The organism is Sphingomonas sp. SORGH_AS_0789, from assembly GCF_031453055.1.
Lineage (GTDB): Bacteria > Pseudomonadota > Alphaproteobacteria > Sphingomonadales > Sphingomonadaceae > Sphingomonas.
Window position 1 is genome coordinate 3,356,844 of record NZ_JAVIYV010000001.1, and the last position, 17,102, is coordinate 3,373,945.

Genomic DNA, 17,102 nt, shown 5'->3' on the forward strand with positions numbered 1-17,102 from the left:
GGTCCACGCATTCTTGCGCGGACGTTCGGGCCCGGTTTCGTCGCCGACGAACCGGCCCGAAAACAAAAGCGCACCGGGCGGACATAAAGTCCGTCCGGTGCGCAAGGGTCAGGCGTACTGGCTTAGAAGTTGAAGTTCGCGCCAGCGCTGAAGTTGCGGCCGACCAGGCCCGCATAATGCCAGCTGCTCAGATAGTTCGGATTGCTGGTATAGGCGGCCGCCGCCAGCGGAGCGCGGGCGTTGGTCAGGTTCTGGATGTTGAAGAAGAAGCGGAACTGATCGTTCACCCGCACGCCCAGGTTCAGGTCGGTGTAGATGAACGGGCGGATATAGCACTGGTTGTTCACGTCGCTGCCCTGCACGATGGGCGCCATCGTGTTCTTGCACGACAGGTCGATCACGCCGTTGACCGGGGTGATCTGATCGGCCGCGACCTGCTTGATCCGACCCACATAATAGGTCGTCGCGGTGATCGAGAAGTTGTTCACCTCCAGCGAGTTCTGCCAGTTGCCACGGATGCGCGGCGTACCGCCACCCGACGAGAGCTGGTAAGGCCCGAGCGTACCGGCATATTTCTGCACCACGCCCGCCGGGGTCACCAGATCGAGGCGAAGCACGCGGGTGACGTCGAGGCGGCTGATCAGGCGCGCGCCATTGGCCAGCTCGAAAGCGGCATTGGCCTGCACGTCGATGCCCGAGCTGACCTGATAGTTGGCGTTGACGTAAGGCACGTTGAACACCAGCAGACGGGGCAGCGCGTTGGGGTTGTTGGGATCCGGCGCATCGATGACGTTGCACTGATAGCCCGGCCCCACCGCCGCCAGCGCGGCGCAACCGGCGGTCGCGTTGGTCTGTCCGTAATAGGCCGCGATCGCCTGGGCGCGGAGCGGTCCGCTGACGATCAGGTTCGACTTCTTGATGTTGTAATAGTCGACGGTCAGGTTGAACCAGTTCACCGGCTTGAAGATCGTGCCGACGGTGAAGCTGCGCGACACTTCGGGCAGGATATTGGCATTGCCGGTCGAGCCGCTGCCGATGCTGTAGGTGCTCGTATAGGCGCTGTTGCCCGGATGCGCGGCGATGAAGCTGGCGGGCGGCGTGAAGGACGAGAAGCCCGAATAGCTGCTGGCCGGGTTGTTTTCCGCGAAGGTCGGTGCGCGGAAGCCCTGCGAATAGGTCGCGCGCAGCGAGAACTGCTCGACCGGGGTGAACTTCGCACCCACCTTCGGCGAGAAGTGGCTATAGCCCTGCGAATAATGGTCGTAACGGCCCGAGACGTTCAGGTCGAAGGTCCGCAGGAACGGCGCGTCGATCTCGAAGAACCCGGCGGTCACGGTCTGACGACCCTGTGCCGACGACGTGTTCAGCGAATAATAGCTGAGGTCCGCATTCTGGTTGCGGTTCATCAGCGTCTCGCGACGGATCTGGAAACCCGCGCCGACATTGAGTTCGCCGCCCGGCAGTTCCATCAGCGACTTGAGCAGCGAACCGCCGATCGTCGCCACCGTCGAATAGGACGGCGTGGTACGATCCGGCGAGATCTGGTTGCGCACCGCCGCCGTGTTCTGCTCCGGATTGACGAAGTTGTACGAACCCGTGTTGATCGCGTTCAGCAGACCCTGGATGTTGATGAAGCCGCGCTGCGTCACGCTGAAATTGTCGCGGGCATAGACGCCGTTCAGACGGAACTTGAACCCGCCGCCCAGATCGCCCGAGATACCGCCGGTCGCGCGGAACACGTCGACATAGCGATGGCTGTTGGCGGGGATGTCGCCGAACAGATAGTAGATGCGCGCCGCGCTCTGCGTGGGATCGGCACCGGCAACCGCATAGGGGTTGTTCGGGTTCAGACGGCGATCGGCCGCCGTGGCGCAGTTCACACCCGCCGAGCAGACATACATTGGCAGGACGATGCCGGGGCTGCTGGAGGCCAGCGCCGCCGAACCGCCGAAGGGCTGGGTCTGGCGGATGCCCGACGGGGTGCCGCGAATATCGACCTCGGAATGCGAGTAGCTGGCGCTCGCGAACGCTTCCCAGCCTTCGGCCAGGCGGACGTTCAGGCGGGCCGTGGTCGAGTAACGCTCCTGGCGCGGCTGGATGATCGAATATTCGTCGGGCAGATTGTGCTTGCAACCGGTACCCTGCGCCGAACCGGACGAGACCGTGAAGCTGCCGAAGGGGCAGGCGCTGGGATTGATCAGCAGCTGATACTGGTTGGTCAGCGGTGCACCGACCTGACCGGCGAGCGGATTGTTGAGATCGGTCTGCCGAACGCGGGTCACGACCGCTTGCGGGTTGGGCTGGACCAGCGAGTCATCGTTGCGGTTACGGTCGAGCAGGCCGCTGGGGGTCAGATCGAGCGTGTTGAACGGGTAACCGCGCGAGTGATTGGTGATATATCCGTCATAGGTATATTCGCCGTTCACATAGAAGTTGAAGCCCTGTTCGCGATAGTCGCCGAACCCGGCGGTCAGCGTGGCGCGATAGTGCGAGCCATCGGCCTTTTCGGTGGTGCCGCCCTGGACCGAGCCCTGAATGCCCTGGACATTCTTCTTGCTGATCAGGTTGACCACGCCGCCGATCGCGTCCGCGCCATAGGTCGAGGAGGCGCCGTCCTTCAGCACTTCGATGCGGTCGATGGTGCTGAACGGGATCGAGTTCAGGTCGACATAGGCGTTATGGCCATCGTCGTTGAGCGGGAAGTTCGCCGAACGCAGGCCGTCGATCAGCACCACGGTCGACGAAACGCCCAGACCGCGCAGCGACACGGCCGCGCCGCCCGCCGAGAAGCCGTTGCGGAAACCGGTCGAGATCGAACCCGCGCTGTCCGCCGAGACCGAGCGGATCGCGTCCTGGGCGGTGGTGATGTTCGCGCGCTGGAGCGTCGCGGAGGTCAGGACGGTAACCGGCGAGATCGAGCTGGCGTTGGAATCGCGGAACAGCGTGCCGGTGACGACGACCGTGCCGCTCTGCGGTGCCTCGCGCTTCGCCACGGGCGCGGCGGGGCGCTGCTGGATATTCGCATCCTGTGCGACCGGGGTCTGCGGCGCTTCGGCCTGCTCGGCGGTATCGGTCGCCTGTGGCGCCACTGCTTCCTGCGCATAAGCCGGAGCAGCGATCGCGGTCAGCAGAGCCACCGTCGAAATCCCAAACCGCAGGGTACACAATGCGGAATTCATCAAAGTCACCAAGCCCTTCCCTGTTCACGCAGCGGCGACTTTTGTCGCCAGTTTGATACTCGCCATGATCTGGCACTGCGGTGCGGGAGCGCTTACGGCACGCAAAGTTACCGGCTCGTTAAAAATGATGGACCTGTAGTTACGGAATGCAACAAGTTGAAATCATGGCACTCGACGGGAAGCACCATAGAAATATCTGGTTAACGATACATGCAATGTTTCCGAAGCTGTCACGGCTTGGGGGACTGGCGTGCGATCGACATGCCGAACTGGCTTGTCATGCCGATAGGGCTATCCACGCACGCGAGCGCCGGCGGGAATTATCCGTTGTTCATCATAGCGTTGCACAGGACTTCCATGCCGGTCCCGACCTGTCCCGATCACAGCGCTCCCGGCCTATCGCGGTTCAAGCATCTCCGCGATCTTGTTCCCCAGCTCGGTCATGACGAACGGCTTGGTGACCACCTCCATGCCGGGCGCCAGATGGCCGTTCCCGACTGCGGCATTTTCCGCAAAGCCCGTCAAGAACAGGATCTTGAGGTCCGGGCGCCCTTCGCGGGCCGCATCAGCCACCTGGCGGCCGTTCATCCCGCCGGGCAGGCCGACATCGGTAATCAACAGATCGATGTCGATATCCGACTGGAGGATGCGCAAGCCGGACGGCCCGTCGTCCGCCTCGATCGCGGTATAGCCCGCATCCTTCAGAACCTCGACGATCAGCATCCTGACCGTCTCTTCGTCATCGATCACCAGCACCGTCCGCCCGGCGCCATCGTCCGGGATCGCTTCGTCGGGTCCGTCCTCCTGACCGACCTCGCCCATGAAGCGCGGGAGGTAGAGGCACATGGTCGTCCCATGCCCTTCCTCGGTATAGACCCGGACCTGCCCGCCCGACTGGCGCACGAAGCCATGGATCATCGACAGGCCCAGACCCGTCCCCTGCCCGATCGGCTTGGTGGTGAAGAACGGATCGAAGATGCGGTCGACAATGTCCTTGGGGATGCCGGTGCCGCTGTCGGTGACGCAGATCGACAGATATTGCCCCGGCGCCAGGTCGCGTTCGCGCGCGCCGCGATCATCCAGCCACTTGTTGGCCGTCTCGATCGTCAGCCGCCCGCCGCCGGGCATCGCATCGCGTGCGTTGATCGCCAGATTGAGCAGCGCGCTTTCGAGCTGCGCGGCATCGACCTTCGCGACCCATAGCCCGCCGGCGCCGACCACCTCGACCTTGATCGACGGGCCGACCGTGCGGCGGATCAGGTCCTCCATGCCGAAGACCAGCCGGTTGACATCGATCGGCTTGGGGTCGAGCGTCTGGCGGCGCGAAAAGGCCAAAAGCCGCTGGGTCAGCGCCGCCGCCCGCTGTGCCGAGGTCTGGGCGCCATTGATGAACCGGTCGATCCCGTCGGTCCGCCCCGCCGAAAGCCTGCGCTCGATTACCTCCAGGCTGCCGCTGATCCCGGCCAGCAGGTTGTTGAAGTCGTGCGCGATGCCGCCGGTCAGCTGGCCGACCGCTTCCATCTTCTGCGCCTGACGCAGCTGTTCCTCGGCCTGGGCCAGACGCGCCTGGTCGCGCAGCCGGGCGGACACATCTACCGCATATTGGAACGCACCGACGAAAGCGCCATCGCGGTCATGCAAGGCGTTGAAGCGCAGTTCATAATATGGGCGCATCCGATCGGGATCGCCGAACGCCTCGACGACCATGAACTCCTCGCCGTCCAGCGCGCGCTGCCAGATGCCGAGCACCGCCTCGCGATGCGCCGGAACACGCTCCATCAGGTCGGGGAGCGCGTCGCCCACATGCGGGCATACCCCATAGATGCGCTCAAACTCGACCACATAGGCCGAGTTCAACGCCAGGAAGCGGAAGTCCGGCGACACCACGGCGATCAGTGCGTCGGTATTCTCTATGACATCGGCCCAGAGCTTGCGCTCCGCGACGGCCTCCTCCACCCGACGCTCCAGCGTGTCGTTCATTTCGCGCAGCTGAAGTTCGGCGCGGCGACGGGCGCTGATGTCGTTGAACAGAATGGCGACGCGGCGCGCCTCGGGCGTCCCGACCCGCAGGGCATAGACGTCGAACCACCGGCCCATCACGTCGGAGCCGTTCTCGAAACGGATCGCCTCGCCGGTCCGCGCGACATGGCCATAGCGGTCGAACCAGATTTGTTCGAGGCCCGGCACCAGCTCGCGAGCGGTGCGACCGACCGCGTCGACCAGCCCCGTCTGCCGCTCAAAGGCCGGATTGGCCTCGACAAAGCGATAGTCCAGCGCGCGATCGCCCTCGAAATCGACCTCTACGATGCAGAAGCCCGCATCGATCGCCTCGAACAGCGTCCGATAGCGTTCCTCGCTGATACGCAGCGCATTCTCGGCCTCGCGACGCTCATGGATGTCGATGACCGAGCCGATATAGCCCAGGAACAGGCCATCGGTGCCGAAGCGCGGCGATGCGGCGTCGATCGCCCAGCGATAGGTCCCGTCACGATGACGCAGACGGTATTCCAGCCGGAAGGCTTCCTGCCTGGCATTGGCGGCCAGGAAGACATTGGTGGACCAGTCGCGATCGTCGGGATGCACCGCCTCCAGCCAGCCGAAATCCTCGGCCACCCGGTCGTCCTGGCCGGTAAAGGCATACCATGCACGGTTCAGATAGGTGCAGCGTCCGTCCAGGTCGGTCACCCACATCATGACCGGGGCGTGATCCGCCATGTTGCGGAACCGCTCCTCCGACTCGCGCAGCGCCGCATCCCTGGCGCGCTCGGCGGTGATGTCGCGTGCCTCGATCACCGTGCCGATGGGCTGGCCGTCATCGCCGAGCAGCGGACTGGCGGTGAAGGCCACCGGATAGAAGCTGCCGTCCGGGCGGACGAACACTTCCTCGCCGCTCATCTGCGCGCGTTCCGGGAAGGCCCGGTCGATCGGACACTCCTCCAGCGGATAATGCGATCCGTCGGGATGGGTGTGATGGACGACGTCGTGGAGCGGCCGCCCCTGCATCTCGGCGAGCGCATAGCCGGTCAGAGCCTCGGCCGCCGCATTGGCATAGACGCAGTGTTGATGGTCATCCATCAGGAACACCGCCATGCGGGTATTGTCGAGCACCGCGTTCAGCCGCCGTTCGCTCTCGCGGTGCGCATGGTCGGCCGCGCGCCGCCTAAGGATCTCGGCCTCCAGCCGCTCCGCCCGCTCGTCGCGAAGCGTGATCTCGTGGCGCAGCTCCAGCTGGGTCATGACCTGCCGCGCGAGCACCTCGAGCGTGAGGCGCTGACGCTCGGTGATGCCCTCGGGCCTGGGCTTGGTGTCGAGCACGCACACAGTACCGATCGGCAGCCCGTCCGGGGTTTCCAGCAGGGCCCCGGCATAGAAACGCAGACCCGGCCTTCCCACCACCAGCGGGTTGCAGGCGAACCGTTCATCCGTCGTGGTATCCGGCACGACGAAGATGCCCGGTTGCAGGATCGCATGGGCACAGAGCGACACTTCGAGCGGGAGTTCGTCAGCGCCGATGCCGACCTCCGCCTTGAACCACTGGCGATCCGCCGCGATCAGATTGACGACCGCGATCGGCGCATCGAAGATATCGGCGGCGAGCCGAACGATATCGTCAAACTCCACCTCACGCGCCGTATCCAATATCGCATAGCGATGCAGCGCCGCGACACGGGCTTCCTCGCTCCAGGGCGGCGCGACCTTGGGGCCCGTCATGCGGCGGTCGGTTCGTCAGTGTTAACGGCAAGGCGGCCGGTGTCGGATCGCGGGTGCGACCGGAGCGCCGAAGGGACCATAGGCCTCCCCCGCATGGCACCGCCAGCGTTGAACCATCGAGCACATCCACTTCCATGCCGCATAGGAGAACCTAACGCTCAAATATCGACCCCGCTCAATCGAAATCTGACTGCTGCGCTTTTTTTCTTCATCAGGCGGTCGGCGGCAGGGCGGGACGCTCCCCTTCCGAGGCCGCCGAGGGGCGCCGCCAATCCCGGTAGCCGATCACCGCCAGCCCGATCATCACGGCATAAAGGCCAGCGGTGGGCAGCAATCCCTTGTAGAGAAACATGCCCACATAGACGACATCGACCACGATCCAGAGCAGCCAATTCTCCCGGTGACGCCGCGCCGTCCAATATTGGGCGACCAGGCTGAAGGCGCTGAGCGTGGCGTCCATCCAGGGCAGCGCCGCATCGGTATGACGGCTGGTGAACCAGCCGATCGCCACCGCGCCGAACGCGCCCAGCGCCAGCCCCGCCAGCGCCTTGGGACGCGACAGCGGCATCACCACGACCGCGCCCGTATCGCGGCGCTCGCGGCTCCAGACGATCCAGCCATAGAGGATGCCCACCCCGAACACCGCCTGCAACGCCATGTCGGCATAGAGCCGCACGTCGAGGAACAGCTTGAAATACAGCGTGCAGGCAAGGAGGTTGAGCGGCCAGCAGAACAGGCTCCGCCGCGCGGTCAGCCAGATCGCCAGGAAACTGATCGCCACCGCCGCCATCTCGAGCGTCGACATCACAATTTCCGCCCCGCCCGAAGCTCCGCAAGGAAATTGCGCCCCGCCGCCGATCCGAACCAGTCGGCATGACCCAGCAGATACCCCTTCCAGGCCAGCATGGCGGCGTCTTGGTCGCCCACGACCCCGGCGAAATAATCGATCTCCGACAGGGCGAACTCGACATGGACCAGCGGCAACAGGGCCATGACGCTTTCCATCATGGCGGGGTCGATGGGGGACATCGCCTCATAGCCCGCAATCAGCGACAATGCCGATGCGGGGTCGGCGATGGCGTCATCGCGCCCCTCCCCCAGTTCCAGCCACGCAAAGGCGGTCCGTTCGATCGCGATCGCCAGATCATGCGCGGCACAGCTGCGATCGGCCAGCCCGAAGTCTAACACGGTCCGGACCGTATCGTCCGCCGCCCATAACAGGTTGGAGGGATGCCAGTCATTATGGGTCCACAGGGGCGGCTGGCCCGCGATATGTCCCGCCAGCCCCTCGCCCCAAGCGGCGAACAGCGACGACAGCCGGCGGCGCCAGGCGAGCCCGGCGAGAAACGAGCCCAGCGCCGGACGCGCGGCGACATAGGCTTCGGCCGCCGCCATCGGATCGGCCGCCGACAGGATGCTGAAGCTGGCGACCAGGGGCTGCACGGCACGCGGCGGCGCATCATAGCCGAGCGACGCGCGGTGCAGCCTCGCCAGCGAAACCCCGGCGGCATGGGCATGCGCGAGCGATTGGAATGGCGTCCAGGACAGCCGGTCGCGATACAGATCCTCGCCCGGCGCCCGGCGATGGACCTCATAGGTCGCCTCGCCCAGCGCGACCGCGCTTTCCCCCTGCCCCGTGCGCCATATCTCTGGCACCGGCGCGCCCCCAGCGGCGAGATGCGCGATGAAGCCATGCTCTTCCGCCAGTCCGGCGGCCGTGCGCACCCGGCGATCATGCCGCTTGACGAGCAGCGTGCCCTCCGTCGTGTCGATCAACGTCGCGGCGGAAAAGGGACGCGGCGAGTGCCAGCGCAGAGCCTCGATCCGGGCGGCCTGCGGATAATGCGCCAGCACGGCCGCCGCCTCCTCGGGCGTGATCGCGGGCCAGGTGGGTGCCTCCATCGCCAGCCCCATGCCATGGACGCGGTGACCGGCACCCGCCTCGTCCGGGATGGCCATGCTCAGAACCCGCGCGAAATCGTCGCGACGACCGCCGATCCGCCGCCGATATAGTAGGACGGCGCATTGCCCATGATGATCGTGCCGCCGCGCCCGACGACATCGCGTGCGTTGGTCGTGACGGACTGAACCCCCGCCAGGACATGCGGATCGGTGACGTTGATCGCATTGACCCGCAGGTCGGTCCGCTTGCCGTCGAGCCAATCGGCCAGATGGACGCCGATCGCCAGGTCTAGCGTGGCATACCCCGGGATGCTCTCGTCGTTCATGAACGTCGCATATTGGCGACCGACATATTTGCCCGCGATACTGCCGAACAGATGCCCATCGTCATAGGTGCCACCGGCGCCGAACTGGAGCGTCGGGCTGGATACCGCTCGCTTGCCCTGCGTCGGCAGATAGTCTCCGCCGACCGGCAGATCGTCATCGATCCGCGCGCGCAGATATTCGCCCGAGACATAGACGCTGACGCCCCTGGCGGGACGGTAATCGATCTCGGCATCGACGCCATAGGACGTCTGTCCGCCCGCGTTCAGCGTCGAATTGACCAGCGCCCCGCCATTGTCGACCACGGTCGCCAGCTGGCGGTTGCGGAATTTGTAGTGGAAGCCGGTCACCGAGGCGGAAAGGCTGGGCCCGATATAGCGATAGCCGATTTCCTGCGACACCGAATATTCGTTCTTCAACGCGTCCGTGCCGCGCGTCGAGACCACGCCGCCGTCATAGCTGTCGTACAGCGTGAATTCGTTGGGCGTCCGGAAATTGGTCGTGACGTTGGCAAAGACCTGCTGTCGATCGTCGAGATCATAATGGACGGCGGCGCGCGGCAGGGCGGCGAAGCTGTCGCTTCGCACGCGGGTCTGCGGTCCGGGCAGGTAATTGCGGCCGTTGCGGAGCAGGTTGACGCCCTTGAAGCCGATATCGACCGTCAGCCTGGGGCTCAGCGCGATGCTGTCGGCCACGAAGACGCTCTTCGTCACGGTGACGGTGCGCTGGTTCTCATAGGCGAGCAGGCGGCCATCGGCGGTGCGGATCGCCTTGCTGCGATAGCCCCAGCGGTCGGCCGGGCGTCCGTCGGTGCCAACGGCGGTATAGGTCTGGGTGACGCGGTCGGTGCCATAGTCGAACCACAGGCCTGCGGTCAGCCGGTGCATGCCCGCGCGCAGCGTCAGGCTGGCGACCTGGCCGGTCCGCATCTGATCGCCGGTATAATTGCCCAGCACCGTCGCGACCCCATTCGCCGCGCCGGGTAGCGCGATCGGCTGCGCCAGTTCTTCGCTGCCCAGGAAATTGCCGGTGGTCGCAAGCTGGGTGCCATAGGGCGAATTGCCATAGCCGAACTGGAGATAGGTCGTGGCGTCCAGCGTCAGCCGATCGCCCAGAACCAGATGCACGGGGGCCGAGGCATAGAGATTGCGGAAGGGCGCCCGGTACAGCTCCCAGTAACGGGTTTCCCCCGGCACATACTCGGCATCATAGTTGAAGCCCCGCCCCCGCGCGCGCCAATCGGCCAGGGTTGGGCTGGCATAGCTGGAGGAATTGGCGTCATTGTACGACAGGGCCAGGCTGACACGGTTCCCGTTTCCCCATTCGCCCAGCAGCTTGGCATCGACATGCTGGCGCAGATCATAGCCCGCGCCGCGCCAATTGTCCGCGCGGGTGTTGGAATAGGACAGGAACGCCTTCAGCCCGGTATTTCCGATCGTCCCGGTATCGACCCGGACAAAGGCCCGGTGCATGTTGTACGACCCCAGTGACAGATCGGCGAGCATTCCGCGCGCCGCCTTGGGATCGTCGAGCGACAGCGACAACAGACCGCCCGTGCCGCCCACGGTCGGCGAGGCGAGATCGACCGCCCCCTGGGCCAGCCGGATCGCCCGCACATTCTCCGCATCGGCGAATTGCGACGGATAGGCGTAGTAATAGCCGATGTCGTTCTGCGGCGCGCCCTCCATCAGCACGCCGATCTCATCCTGCCCCAGACCGCGCAGCGTCAGGCTGGAACTGGTCGACAGGCCATAGGGATCGCTGGACGCGACATTGGCGCCGGGCAGCAGGCTCACCAGCTGAAAGGCGTTCAGCGTCGGGGCCTGCTTGACGATGAAGTCCGAGGAAATCTCGCTGACCGCCTTGGGTTCGGTCTGGTCGGGCAGCAGCCCCTCGGGATCGCGGTGGCCGATCACGCGAATATCGGCGGGCGCGTCGGTCGCTCGCTGCGCCGATGCCGCGCCGGGCGGCGCCAGCCACGCGGCGGACAGCAGCAGGGCACCATATCGGATCGTCTTGCGATCGCGCGAAATCTCAACAGCCATCGTCTCTCGTCCACTTCACACGGAAGGACGACGAAGGAACCGCCACCCTCCCTACGCCGGTATCAGCCGGATCAGGTTCGGCGGGTCATGGGCTGCTGCCCATCTCTCGACCGCGCATCAGCGGTTCCCCGGGGATGGCGTCGTCTAGGCGCTTACGGCCCGTAAGCAAATGATTATCGATGGCGGAAGGAAAGACCCGTCCGGGCCCCCGCGTCGCACCGCCGCGCGACGAGGACATGCCAGCGCGCCCGGCGGCGCATGGTCTCGACCTGCCAGGTCATGCCGGTCATCCGCAGGAAGCGTTCCTGGATGTCGGCGGCGTGCTGCGCGAAGTCGTAATAGTCGATGCGATGATGCGCGAGGACCAGCCGCCCGCCGGGGCGCAAGGCCGCAGCGACACCATGCGCGACATGCCGCATCGCGATGGGCGAAAGATAATAGAGCAGCTCGGCGATGACGATCGCATCATAGTCCCGTCGCGGAAACCGCGCGGGCAAGACCAGCGGTATTGCCCGTGCTCGCGGCCAGGCAGCGATCGCCCGCGCCGTCAGGCGGGTGCCCTTGACCGTACCCTCGGTCGCGTCGAGCCGAAGCGCGCGGCGCGCGATGGCGCGGCTGTTCGACCCATTGCCGCTGCCCAGTTCCAGGACCCTGCCCCATGGCCCCTGGCCCAGCGCATGCAGGATCGCCCGGCGCTTCACCGCCTCGTCCCGGTTGGAGAAGGTCCGCCAGGGGTCGTCGTCCGCCGCGAACTTCTCGGCAAAGCCGCCAAGGTCGATCGCCTTCATCGCCTCACCGGCAGGAAACGCTCGACCGGGTGGGAAAAGGTCGCGAGTTCATGGCGTGCGATCGAAAAGCCCTGGGGATCATCGGTGATCGCGCCCAACTGGGTCCGATGCACCCGGATCAGCGCGCGCTTCGCCGCCGCGCCGCCGGGGATCGGGACGGTCCGGCTCCGCGCCGCCAGCCGCTTTTGCGGCGGCCAGACCTGATAGGTCAGACGCCGCCCGCCAAAGCGAAAACGGCCAAGCGCGGTCGCGACCGCCCGGTGATCGGGATGGGCATCCGTGGCGGCGGGCCCGACCAGCAGGTCCATGCCCCGATGTTTCCGGAGCGCCCGGTGCAGCCGCTCGCGGCAAGGATCGCCCTCCGCCATCAATCCACCATCGGGCAGACCGAGGAACGTCACCCGGTCGCTCCGGACGCCCAGACGGCGCAGCGCATGGCGGCTTTCCCGCTCGCGCGCGGCGATCAGACGCACGGCGGGCCATGTCTGGCTGCCGGGATGCGAGGCGGCGCCGTCGCTGACCACGACGACCCAAACCCCGCTCCCCCGCCGCCGCAGCGCCTGGATCAGCCCCGCCACCCCGATGATCTCGTCATCGGGATGCGGCGCGACGATGACGGCCCTGCGGACGTCGTTGAGGTCCAGCCTCACAGCGACAGCTCCAGCAACCCCTGCGCCACCGCCTGCCCGACCCGAAGGCGTTGGGCGTCGGGCATGGGCTGGCGCAGATAGACCGCCAGATCGGCCAGCATCGCGGAGAGCGGATGGGTGAGGAACTGCCCCGCCAGCCCCACCGCCTCCCGAGCGATCACGATCGCCTGCTCGGCCGCGTCCGCCACCGCCATGCGCGCAGCCGCGACCCGCGCCAGCCGCGCCTCTTCGACCTCCTCCCCGAACCAGCATCGCGCCGTGCGCCGCACGATGGCCGCCGCCACCTCCGCCAGCGCGAACAACCGCGCGAGCCGGGCCGACTGGAACGGATCGTCGGCGCGCCCCGCCTCGACCAGATGGCGGCGAGTCAGGTCGCACAGCCCGGCCACGCCCCCGGCATGGACCGCCGCGAACCGCAGCGCCCCGCCGCTGAAAAAGGGCTCGCGCGCATAGAGGTTCGGCGCGCCGATCCGGTCGTCCTGCGCGATGACGCCGTCCCGCCAGCGGACCAGATGCGTTTCGGACCGCTGCATGCCCGTCACCCGCCACCAGTCGCGGTCGATCACCGGCGCGACCCGCGCCAGATCGAGCAGCAGCAGTTGCACCCCCTCGATCGTGTCCGCCGTGACCAGCGCGTGGCTCAGCACCCCGGCGCCCGAGGCATGGCTCTTGCCCCCGGTCAACCGCTCGCCGTCCAGCCGCAGGGGCTCGCCCGCCAGTCCGGCATTCCAGACGCCCAATGTCGCCCCCTGCGCCAGTAACCCGCTGAGCCGTTCCACCTGCGCCGCCGATCCGTAGCGGCGCACGATCTGCACCGCATCGACATGGCCCTCGACCAACCGTCCGAGCGGCAGATCGCGCCGGCCGATGTCATAGAGCCGGGCCAGCAGCGCGACATGGTCCTCGACCGTTAGGGGATCACCCGGGGGATGCTCGGCCCAGCCCATAGCGGCAATCGCGTTTCGCATTTCGTCGGCCATGGCGGTCATGCCGCAATCTCGCACCATCGGCTCTCCAGTTCCGTAAGAAGATCTTCGGCGTCCGACAGCGACACTTGGCCGGAATGAACGGCCGGTGCCGGGACGATCCGCATCGCGAACGCCTCCGCATTGGGGCAATCGCGCGCGACGCCCAGGACATGGTCCGCCGAAAGGCCCAGCCGCTCGCCGAGCGCGATGCGCCGGTCGACCCGGTCGATCATGGCGAAGCTTTGCCGCGCGGCCGCCTGGGCGCGCCATTGCCAGGCCGCCCCGCGCGGATCGGCCATGCGCGGCGGCTCGCCCTGATCCAGCGCCAGCAATTGGCCGGCAAGCCCGCCGCCGATACGACCCTGTCGGCGGGACGAGGTCTCCACGATCATCGCCGCGTCCCGACGGACGCGCAGCCCGGCGCGCGCGGCATCGTCGAGCAAGCGGGCGTCCTCTCCCGACGGGATCGGCAGGAACCCGCCCAGCGCGCGATAGGCGGAGGCGCGTATCGCGATATTGGCCCCGCCGCCGAAATGATGCGTGTCCCGCGCCTCCCATGGCACCGGGTCGATGGCCCGGCGATATCGGTGCAATCGGTCATAATAATGCTCGATACGGCTTTGCTGCGGATCGGATGCGGCATCGACCCGCTGGATCCGCCCGGCGACGACCTCCGCCTGGCTCAGCCCCCGACGACCCGCCGCGATCCAGTCGGACTGCGGCGTACTGTCGGCATCCGTCGTGAAGAGCAGGCCCTCGCGCCCGGCCAGGACGGACAGCCCCATCGCCAGCGCCGCGCGCCGGGCGGTCCCGGCACTAGGCGGAGCATCGCGCCCGCCCCGGGCGACATGCAGCCGAAACGGCATGGTCGGGCCAAGACTATCGACCAGCGCGACACTGCCATCCCGGCAGTCATCGAGGTACAGGCATGCCTCCACGCTCGCCCCATCGACGCGCAGCGCGGCAAGCGCGGCGAACAGCGCGGGCAGCATCGCCTCTTCATTTCGGGCGGGGATGCACATCACCACGGGCGCGTCTTCGAACAGAAGCCTTCTCCCTCCCGCCGCCGAAACCCACCGAAGCCCCGCACGGCCGGGAGCGAAGGGCTGATCCCGATCACTACCATGGGTTTATCCAAAGGCGGCAGGAATCACCTTAATGAATATCAAGCATTTATTTGGAGGGCGATTGGGCGACCCGCGCGTTGGACGGGCACGTCCCCTCAACGATGAAAGACACCATCATGGCCAGTTCGAAAAGCAAGCAGGGCAGCGGCAAGGCCAAGGGCGTATCGCCCGCCCAAGCGCCCTCCCTTCCCGCCGGGGCGGATATGCCGACCCATTATGCCGAGCCCCAGGGTCATGGCGGAGAGACGCATCAGGCCACCGACGACACGGCCCGGACGCTGACCACGCAGCAGGGCGTTCCCGTCTCCGACAACCAGAACAGCCTGCGCGCCGGGGAGCGCGGGCCGACGCTGCTCGAAGACTTCATCCTGCGCGAGAAGATCTTCCACTTCGACCATGAACGCATTCCCGAGCGAGTGGTCCATGCCCGTGGATATGGCGCGCACGGCGTCTTCGAGCTGACCGACAGCCTCGCCGAATATACCCGCGCCGACATACTAAGCGAGGTGGGCCAGCAGACCGAAGTCTTCGTCCGCTTCTCGACCGTCGCGGGCAACAAGGGCTCGATGGACCTGGCGCGCGACGTCCGGGGCTTTGCCGTCAAATTCTATACGAAGCAGGGCAACTGGGACATTGTCGGCAACAATATCCCGGTCTTCTTCATCCAGGACCCGATCAAGTTTCCCGACCTCGTCCACGCCGTCAAGCAGGAGCCCGACCGCGCCTTTCCGCAGGCCCAGTCCGCGCATGACAATTACTGGGACTTCGCCAGCCTGAGCCCCGAGGCGTGGCACATGGTGATGTGGCAGATGTCCGACCGGACGATCCCACGCTCGTTCCGCACGATGGAGGGCTTTGGCGTCCACAGCTTCCGGCTGGTCAATGCCGAGGGCAAGTCGACCTTCGTCAAATTCCACTGGAAGCCGCGCCAGGGGCTGCAATCGGTGCTGTGGAACGAGGCGGTCAAGATCAACGGCGCCGATCCCGACTTCCATCGCCGCGACCTGTGGCAGGCGATCGAGGCGGGCGACTTTCCGCAATGGGATCTGGGCGTCCAGCTGTTCGACCAGGAAACGGCCGACCGCCTGCCCTTCGACCATCTCGATTCGACCAAGCTGATCCCCGAGGAGGACATCCCCGTCCGCATCATCGGGACGTTGACGCTCAACCGCAATGTCGACAATTTCTTCGCCAATACCGAACAGGTCGCCTTCTGCACACAGAATGTCGTGCCCGGCATCGACTTCTCCGATGACCCGCTGCTGCACGGCCGCAACTTCTCCTATCTGGATACGCAGCTGAAGCGGCTGGGCGGGCCGAACTTCACCCATATCCCGGTCAATGCTCCGCGCTGCCCGGTGATGAATTTCCAGCAGGACGGCCATATGGCGATGCGCAACCCCAAGGGGCGCGCCAATTACGAGCCAAACAGCTGGGGCCCCGATGGCGGTCCGCGCGAAAATCCGACGATCGGCTATCGCAGCTTCCCGGCCGAGGTGCAGGGCACCAAGCAGCGCATCCGCGCCGAGACCTTCGCCGACCATTACAGCCAGGCCCGGCAGTTCTTCGTCAGCCAGCAGCCGATCGAACAAAAGCATATCGGCGACGCGCTGGTTTTCGAGCTGTCGAAGGTCGAACGGGTCGATATCCGGGCGCGTGCCGTCTCCCACCTCCGGCTGATCGACGAAGGGCTTGCGGCAACGGTCGCCGATGGGCTCGGCCTGGACCTGCCGGAGCCCGCAAAGGCGGCGAAACCGACGCTCGACCTGCCTTCCTCGCCCAAGCTGAGCATCCTCGCCAACAACCCCCAGGACTTCAAGGGGCGCAAGATGGGCATCCTGCTGACCGACGGCAGCAGCGCGGCGCTGTTCGCGGCGGTGACGAACGCGCTCGAGGCCGAAGGGGCGCTCTGGGAAGTCGTGGCGCCCAAGATCGGCGGCGTGACGCTGGACGACGGCACCAAGGTCGCCGCCAAGCAGAAGATCGACGGAGGCCCCTCGGTCCTTTACGACGCGGTGGCGGTGCTGCCCTCCGAGGCGGGCGTCGCTATGCTCGCCAAGGATGCGACGGCCAAGGACTTCGTCGCCGACGCCTTCGCGCACTGCAAGTTCATCGGCCACAGTGCGGCCGCAACCGCGCTGTTCGATGCGGCGGGCGTGACGGAACGGGACGAAGGGTTTGTCGCGCTTGCCAAGCCGAAGGACGCCAAGGGCTTTGTCGACCAGTGCCGTGCGCTGCGCTTCTGGCCTCGCGAACTGGCGGTCGACCTTGATGCGGCTTCGCTACAACCCTCGGCCTGAGGCCATCCCCGGCGGGAAGGATCGAGTGTCCTTCCCGCCGACCTCTGCCGGGGCCCGTGCTAGCTGCACATCGTTGCTCAATGTCACGGCTTTGCCGCTGTCAGAGCC

The 17,102-nt window shown here is 66.2% G+C and carries 10 protein-coding genes and 1 riboswitch; of the genes, 1 reads left to right on the plus strand and 9 read right to left on the minus strand.

Annotated elements, in window-relative coordinates:
• Nucleotides 1-122: 122 nt before the first annotated feature.
• From QE360_RS15350 to QE360_RS15390, 9 genes are all read right to left on the minus strand, one after another.
• Nucleotides 123-3,179: a TonB-dependent receptor domain-containing protein gene (locus QE360_RS15350; protein WP_405052611.1), complete on the minus strand. Its 3,057-nt coding sequence runs from the start codon at nucleotides 3,177-3,179 to the stop codon at nucleotides 123-125.
• Nucleotides 3,180-3,575: 396 nt separating this feature from the next.
• Nucleotides 3,576-6,890: a PAS domain S-box protein gene (locus QE360_RS15355; protein ID WP_309702895.1), complete on the minus strand. Its 3,315-nt coding sequence runs from the start codon at nucleotides 6,888-6,890 to the stop codon at nucleotides 3,576-3,578.
• Between the two features lie 211 nt (nucleotides 6,891-7,101).
• Complete coding sequence (pnuC, locus tag QE360_RS15360) at nucleotides 7,102-7,695, minus strand: nicotinamide riboside transporter PnuC (protein WP_309702897.1); 594 nt, start codon at nucleotides 7,693-7,695, stop codon at nucleotides 7,102-7,104.
• Nucleotides 7,695-8,849 carry a phosphotransferase gene (locus tag QE360_RS15365; RefSeq protein ID WP_309702899.1) on the minus strand — a complete coding sequence of 385 codons (1,155 nt, stop codon included), beginning with the start codon at nucleotides 8,847-8,849 and terminating at the stop codon, nucleotides 7,695-7,697. Before QE360_RS15365 ends, pnuC begins: the two co-directional genes overlap by 1 nt.
• A 2-nt stretch (nucleotides 8,850-8,851) precedes the next feature.
• Nucleotides 8,852-11,161 (minus strand): TonB-dependent receptor domain-containing protein, encoded by a 2,310-nt coding sequence (locus tag QE360_RS15370; protein WP_309702901.1) that lies wholly within the window; start codon nucleotides 11,159-11,161, stop codon nucleotides 8,852-8,854.
• A gap of 31 nt (nucleotides 11,162-11,192) precedes the next feature.
• Nucleotides 11,193-11,302: riboswitch (TPP riboswitch) on the minus strand.
• A 32-nt stretch (nucleotides 11,303-11,334) separates the two neighbouring features.
• Nucleotides 11,335-11,949 (minus strand): class I SAM-dependent methyltransferase, encoded by a 615-nt coding sequence (locus tag QE360_RS15375; RefSeq protein WP_309702902.1) that lies wholly within the window; start codon nucleotides 11,947-11,949, stop codon nucleotides 11,335-11,337.
• On the minus strand, nucleotides 11,946-12,599 hold the full coding sequence (locus QE360_RS15380; protein WP_309702904.1) for a PIG-L family deacetylase: 654 nt from the start codon (nucleotides 12,597-12,599) through the stop codon (nucleotides 11,946-11,948). The genes QE360_RS15375 and QE360_RS15380 overlap by 4 nt, the downstream gene beginning before the upstream one ends.
• Entirely contained in the window at nucleotides 12,596-13,588 is a 993-nt protein-coding gene (locus tag QE360_RS15385; protein ID WP_309702906.1) for an acyl-CoA dehydrogenase, read from the minus strand. The genes QE360_RS15380 and QE360_RS15385 overlap by 4 nt, the downstream gene beginning before the upstream one ends.
• The gene (locus QE360_RS15390) at nucleotides 13,585-14,589 is read right to left on the minus strand and encodes a glycosyltransferase (protein WP_309704197.1); all 1,005 of its coding nucleotides are present in this window, start codon (nucleotides 14,587-14,589) and stop codon (nucleotides 13,585-13,587) included. The genes QE360_RS15385 and QE360_RS15390 overlap by 4 nt, the downstream gene beginning before the upstream one ends.
• A gap of 221 nt (nucleotides 14,590-14,810) precedes the next feature.
• Between QE360_RS15390 and QE360_RS15395 the strand changes: the two genes are divergently transcribed.
• The gene (locus tag QE360_RS15395; protein ID WP_309702909.1) at nucleotides 14,811-16,994 is read left to right on the plus strand and encodes a catalase; all 2,184 of its coding nucleotides are present in this window, start codon (nucleotides 14,811-14,813) and stop codon (nucleotides 16,992-16,994) included.
• Nucleotides 16,995-17,102: the final 108 nt, after the last annotated feature.

Coding starts and splice junctions, on each gene's coding strand:
- QE360_RS15385 (WP_309702906.1), bottom strand. CDS start 13,588: ATGACCGCCATGGCCGACGAAATGCGAAACGCGATTGCCGCTATGGGC.
- QE360_RS15370 (WP_309702901.1), bottom strand. CDS start 11,161: ATGGCTGTTGAGATTTCGCGCGATCGCAAGACGATCCGATATGGTGCC.
- QE360_RS15350 (WP_405052611.1), bottom strand. CDS start 3,179: ATGAATTCCGCATTGTGTACCCTGCGGTTTGGGATTTCGACGGTGGCT.
- pnuC (WP_309702897.1), bottom strand. CDS start 7,695: ATGTCGACGCTCGAGATGGCGGCGGTGGCGATCAGTTTCCTGGCGATC.
- QE360_RS15355 (WP_309702895.1), bottom strand. CDS start 6,890: ATGACGGGCCCCAAGGTCGCGCCGCCCTGGAGCGAGGAAGCCCGTGTC.
- QE360_RS15390 (WP_309704197.1), bottom strand. CDS start 14,589: ATGTGCATCCCCGCCCGAAATGAAGAGGCGATGCTGCCCGCGCTGTTC.
- QE360_RS15395 (WP_309702909.1), top strand. CDS start 14,811: ATGGCCAGTTCGAAAAGCAAGCAGGGCAGCGGCAAGGCCAAGGGCGTA.
- QE360_RS15375 (WP_309702902.1), bottom strand. CDS start 11,949: ATGAAGGCGATCGACCTTGGCGGCTTTGCCGAGAAGTTCGCGGCGGAC.
- QE360_RS15365 (WP_309702899.1), bottom strand. CDS start 8,849: ATGGCCATCCCGGACGAGGCGGGTGCCGGTCACCGCGTCCATGGCATG.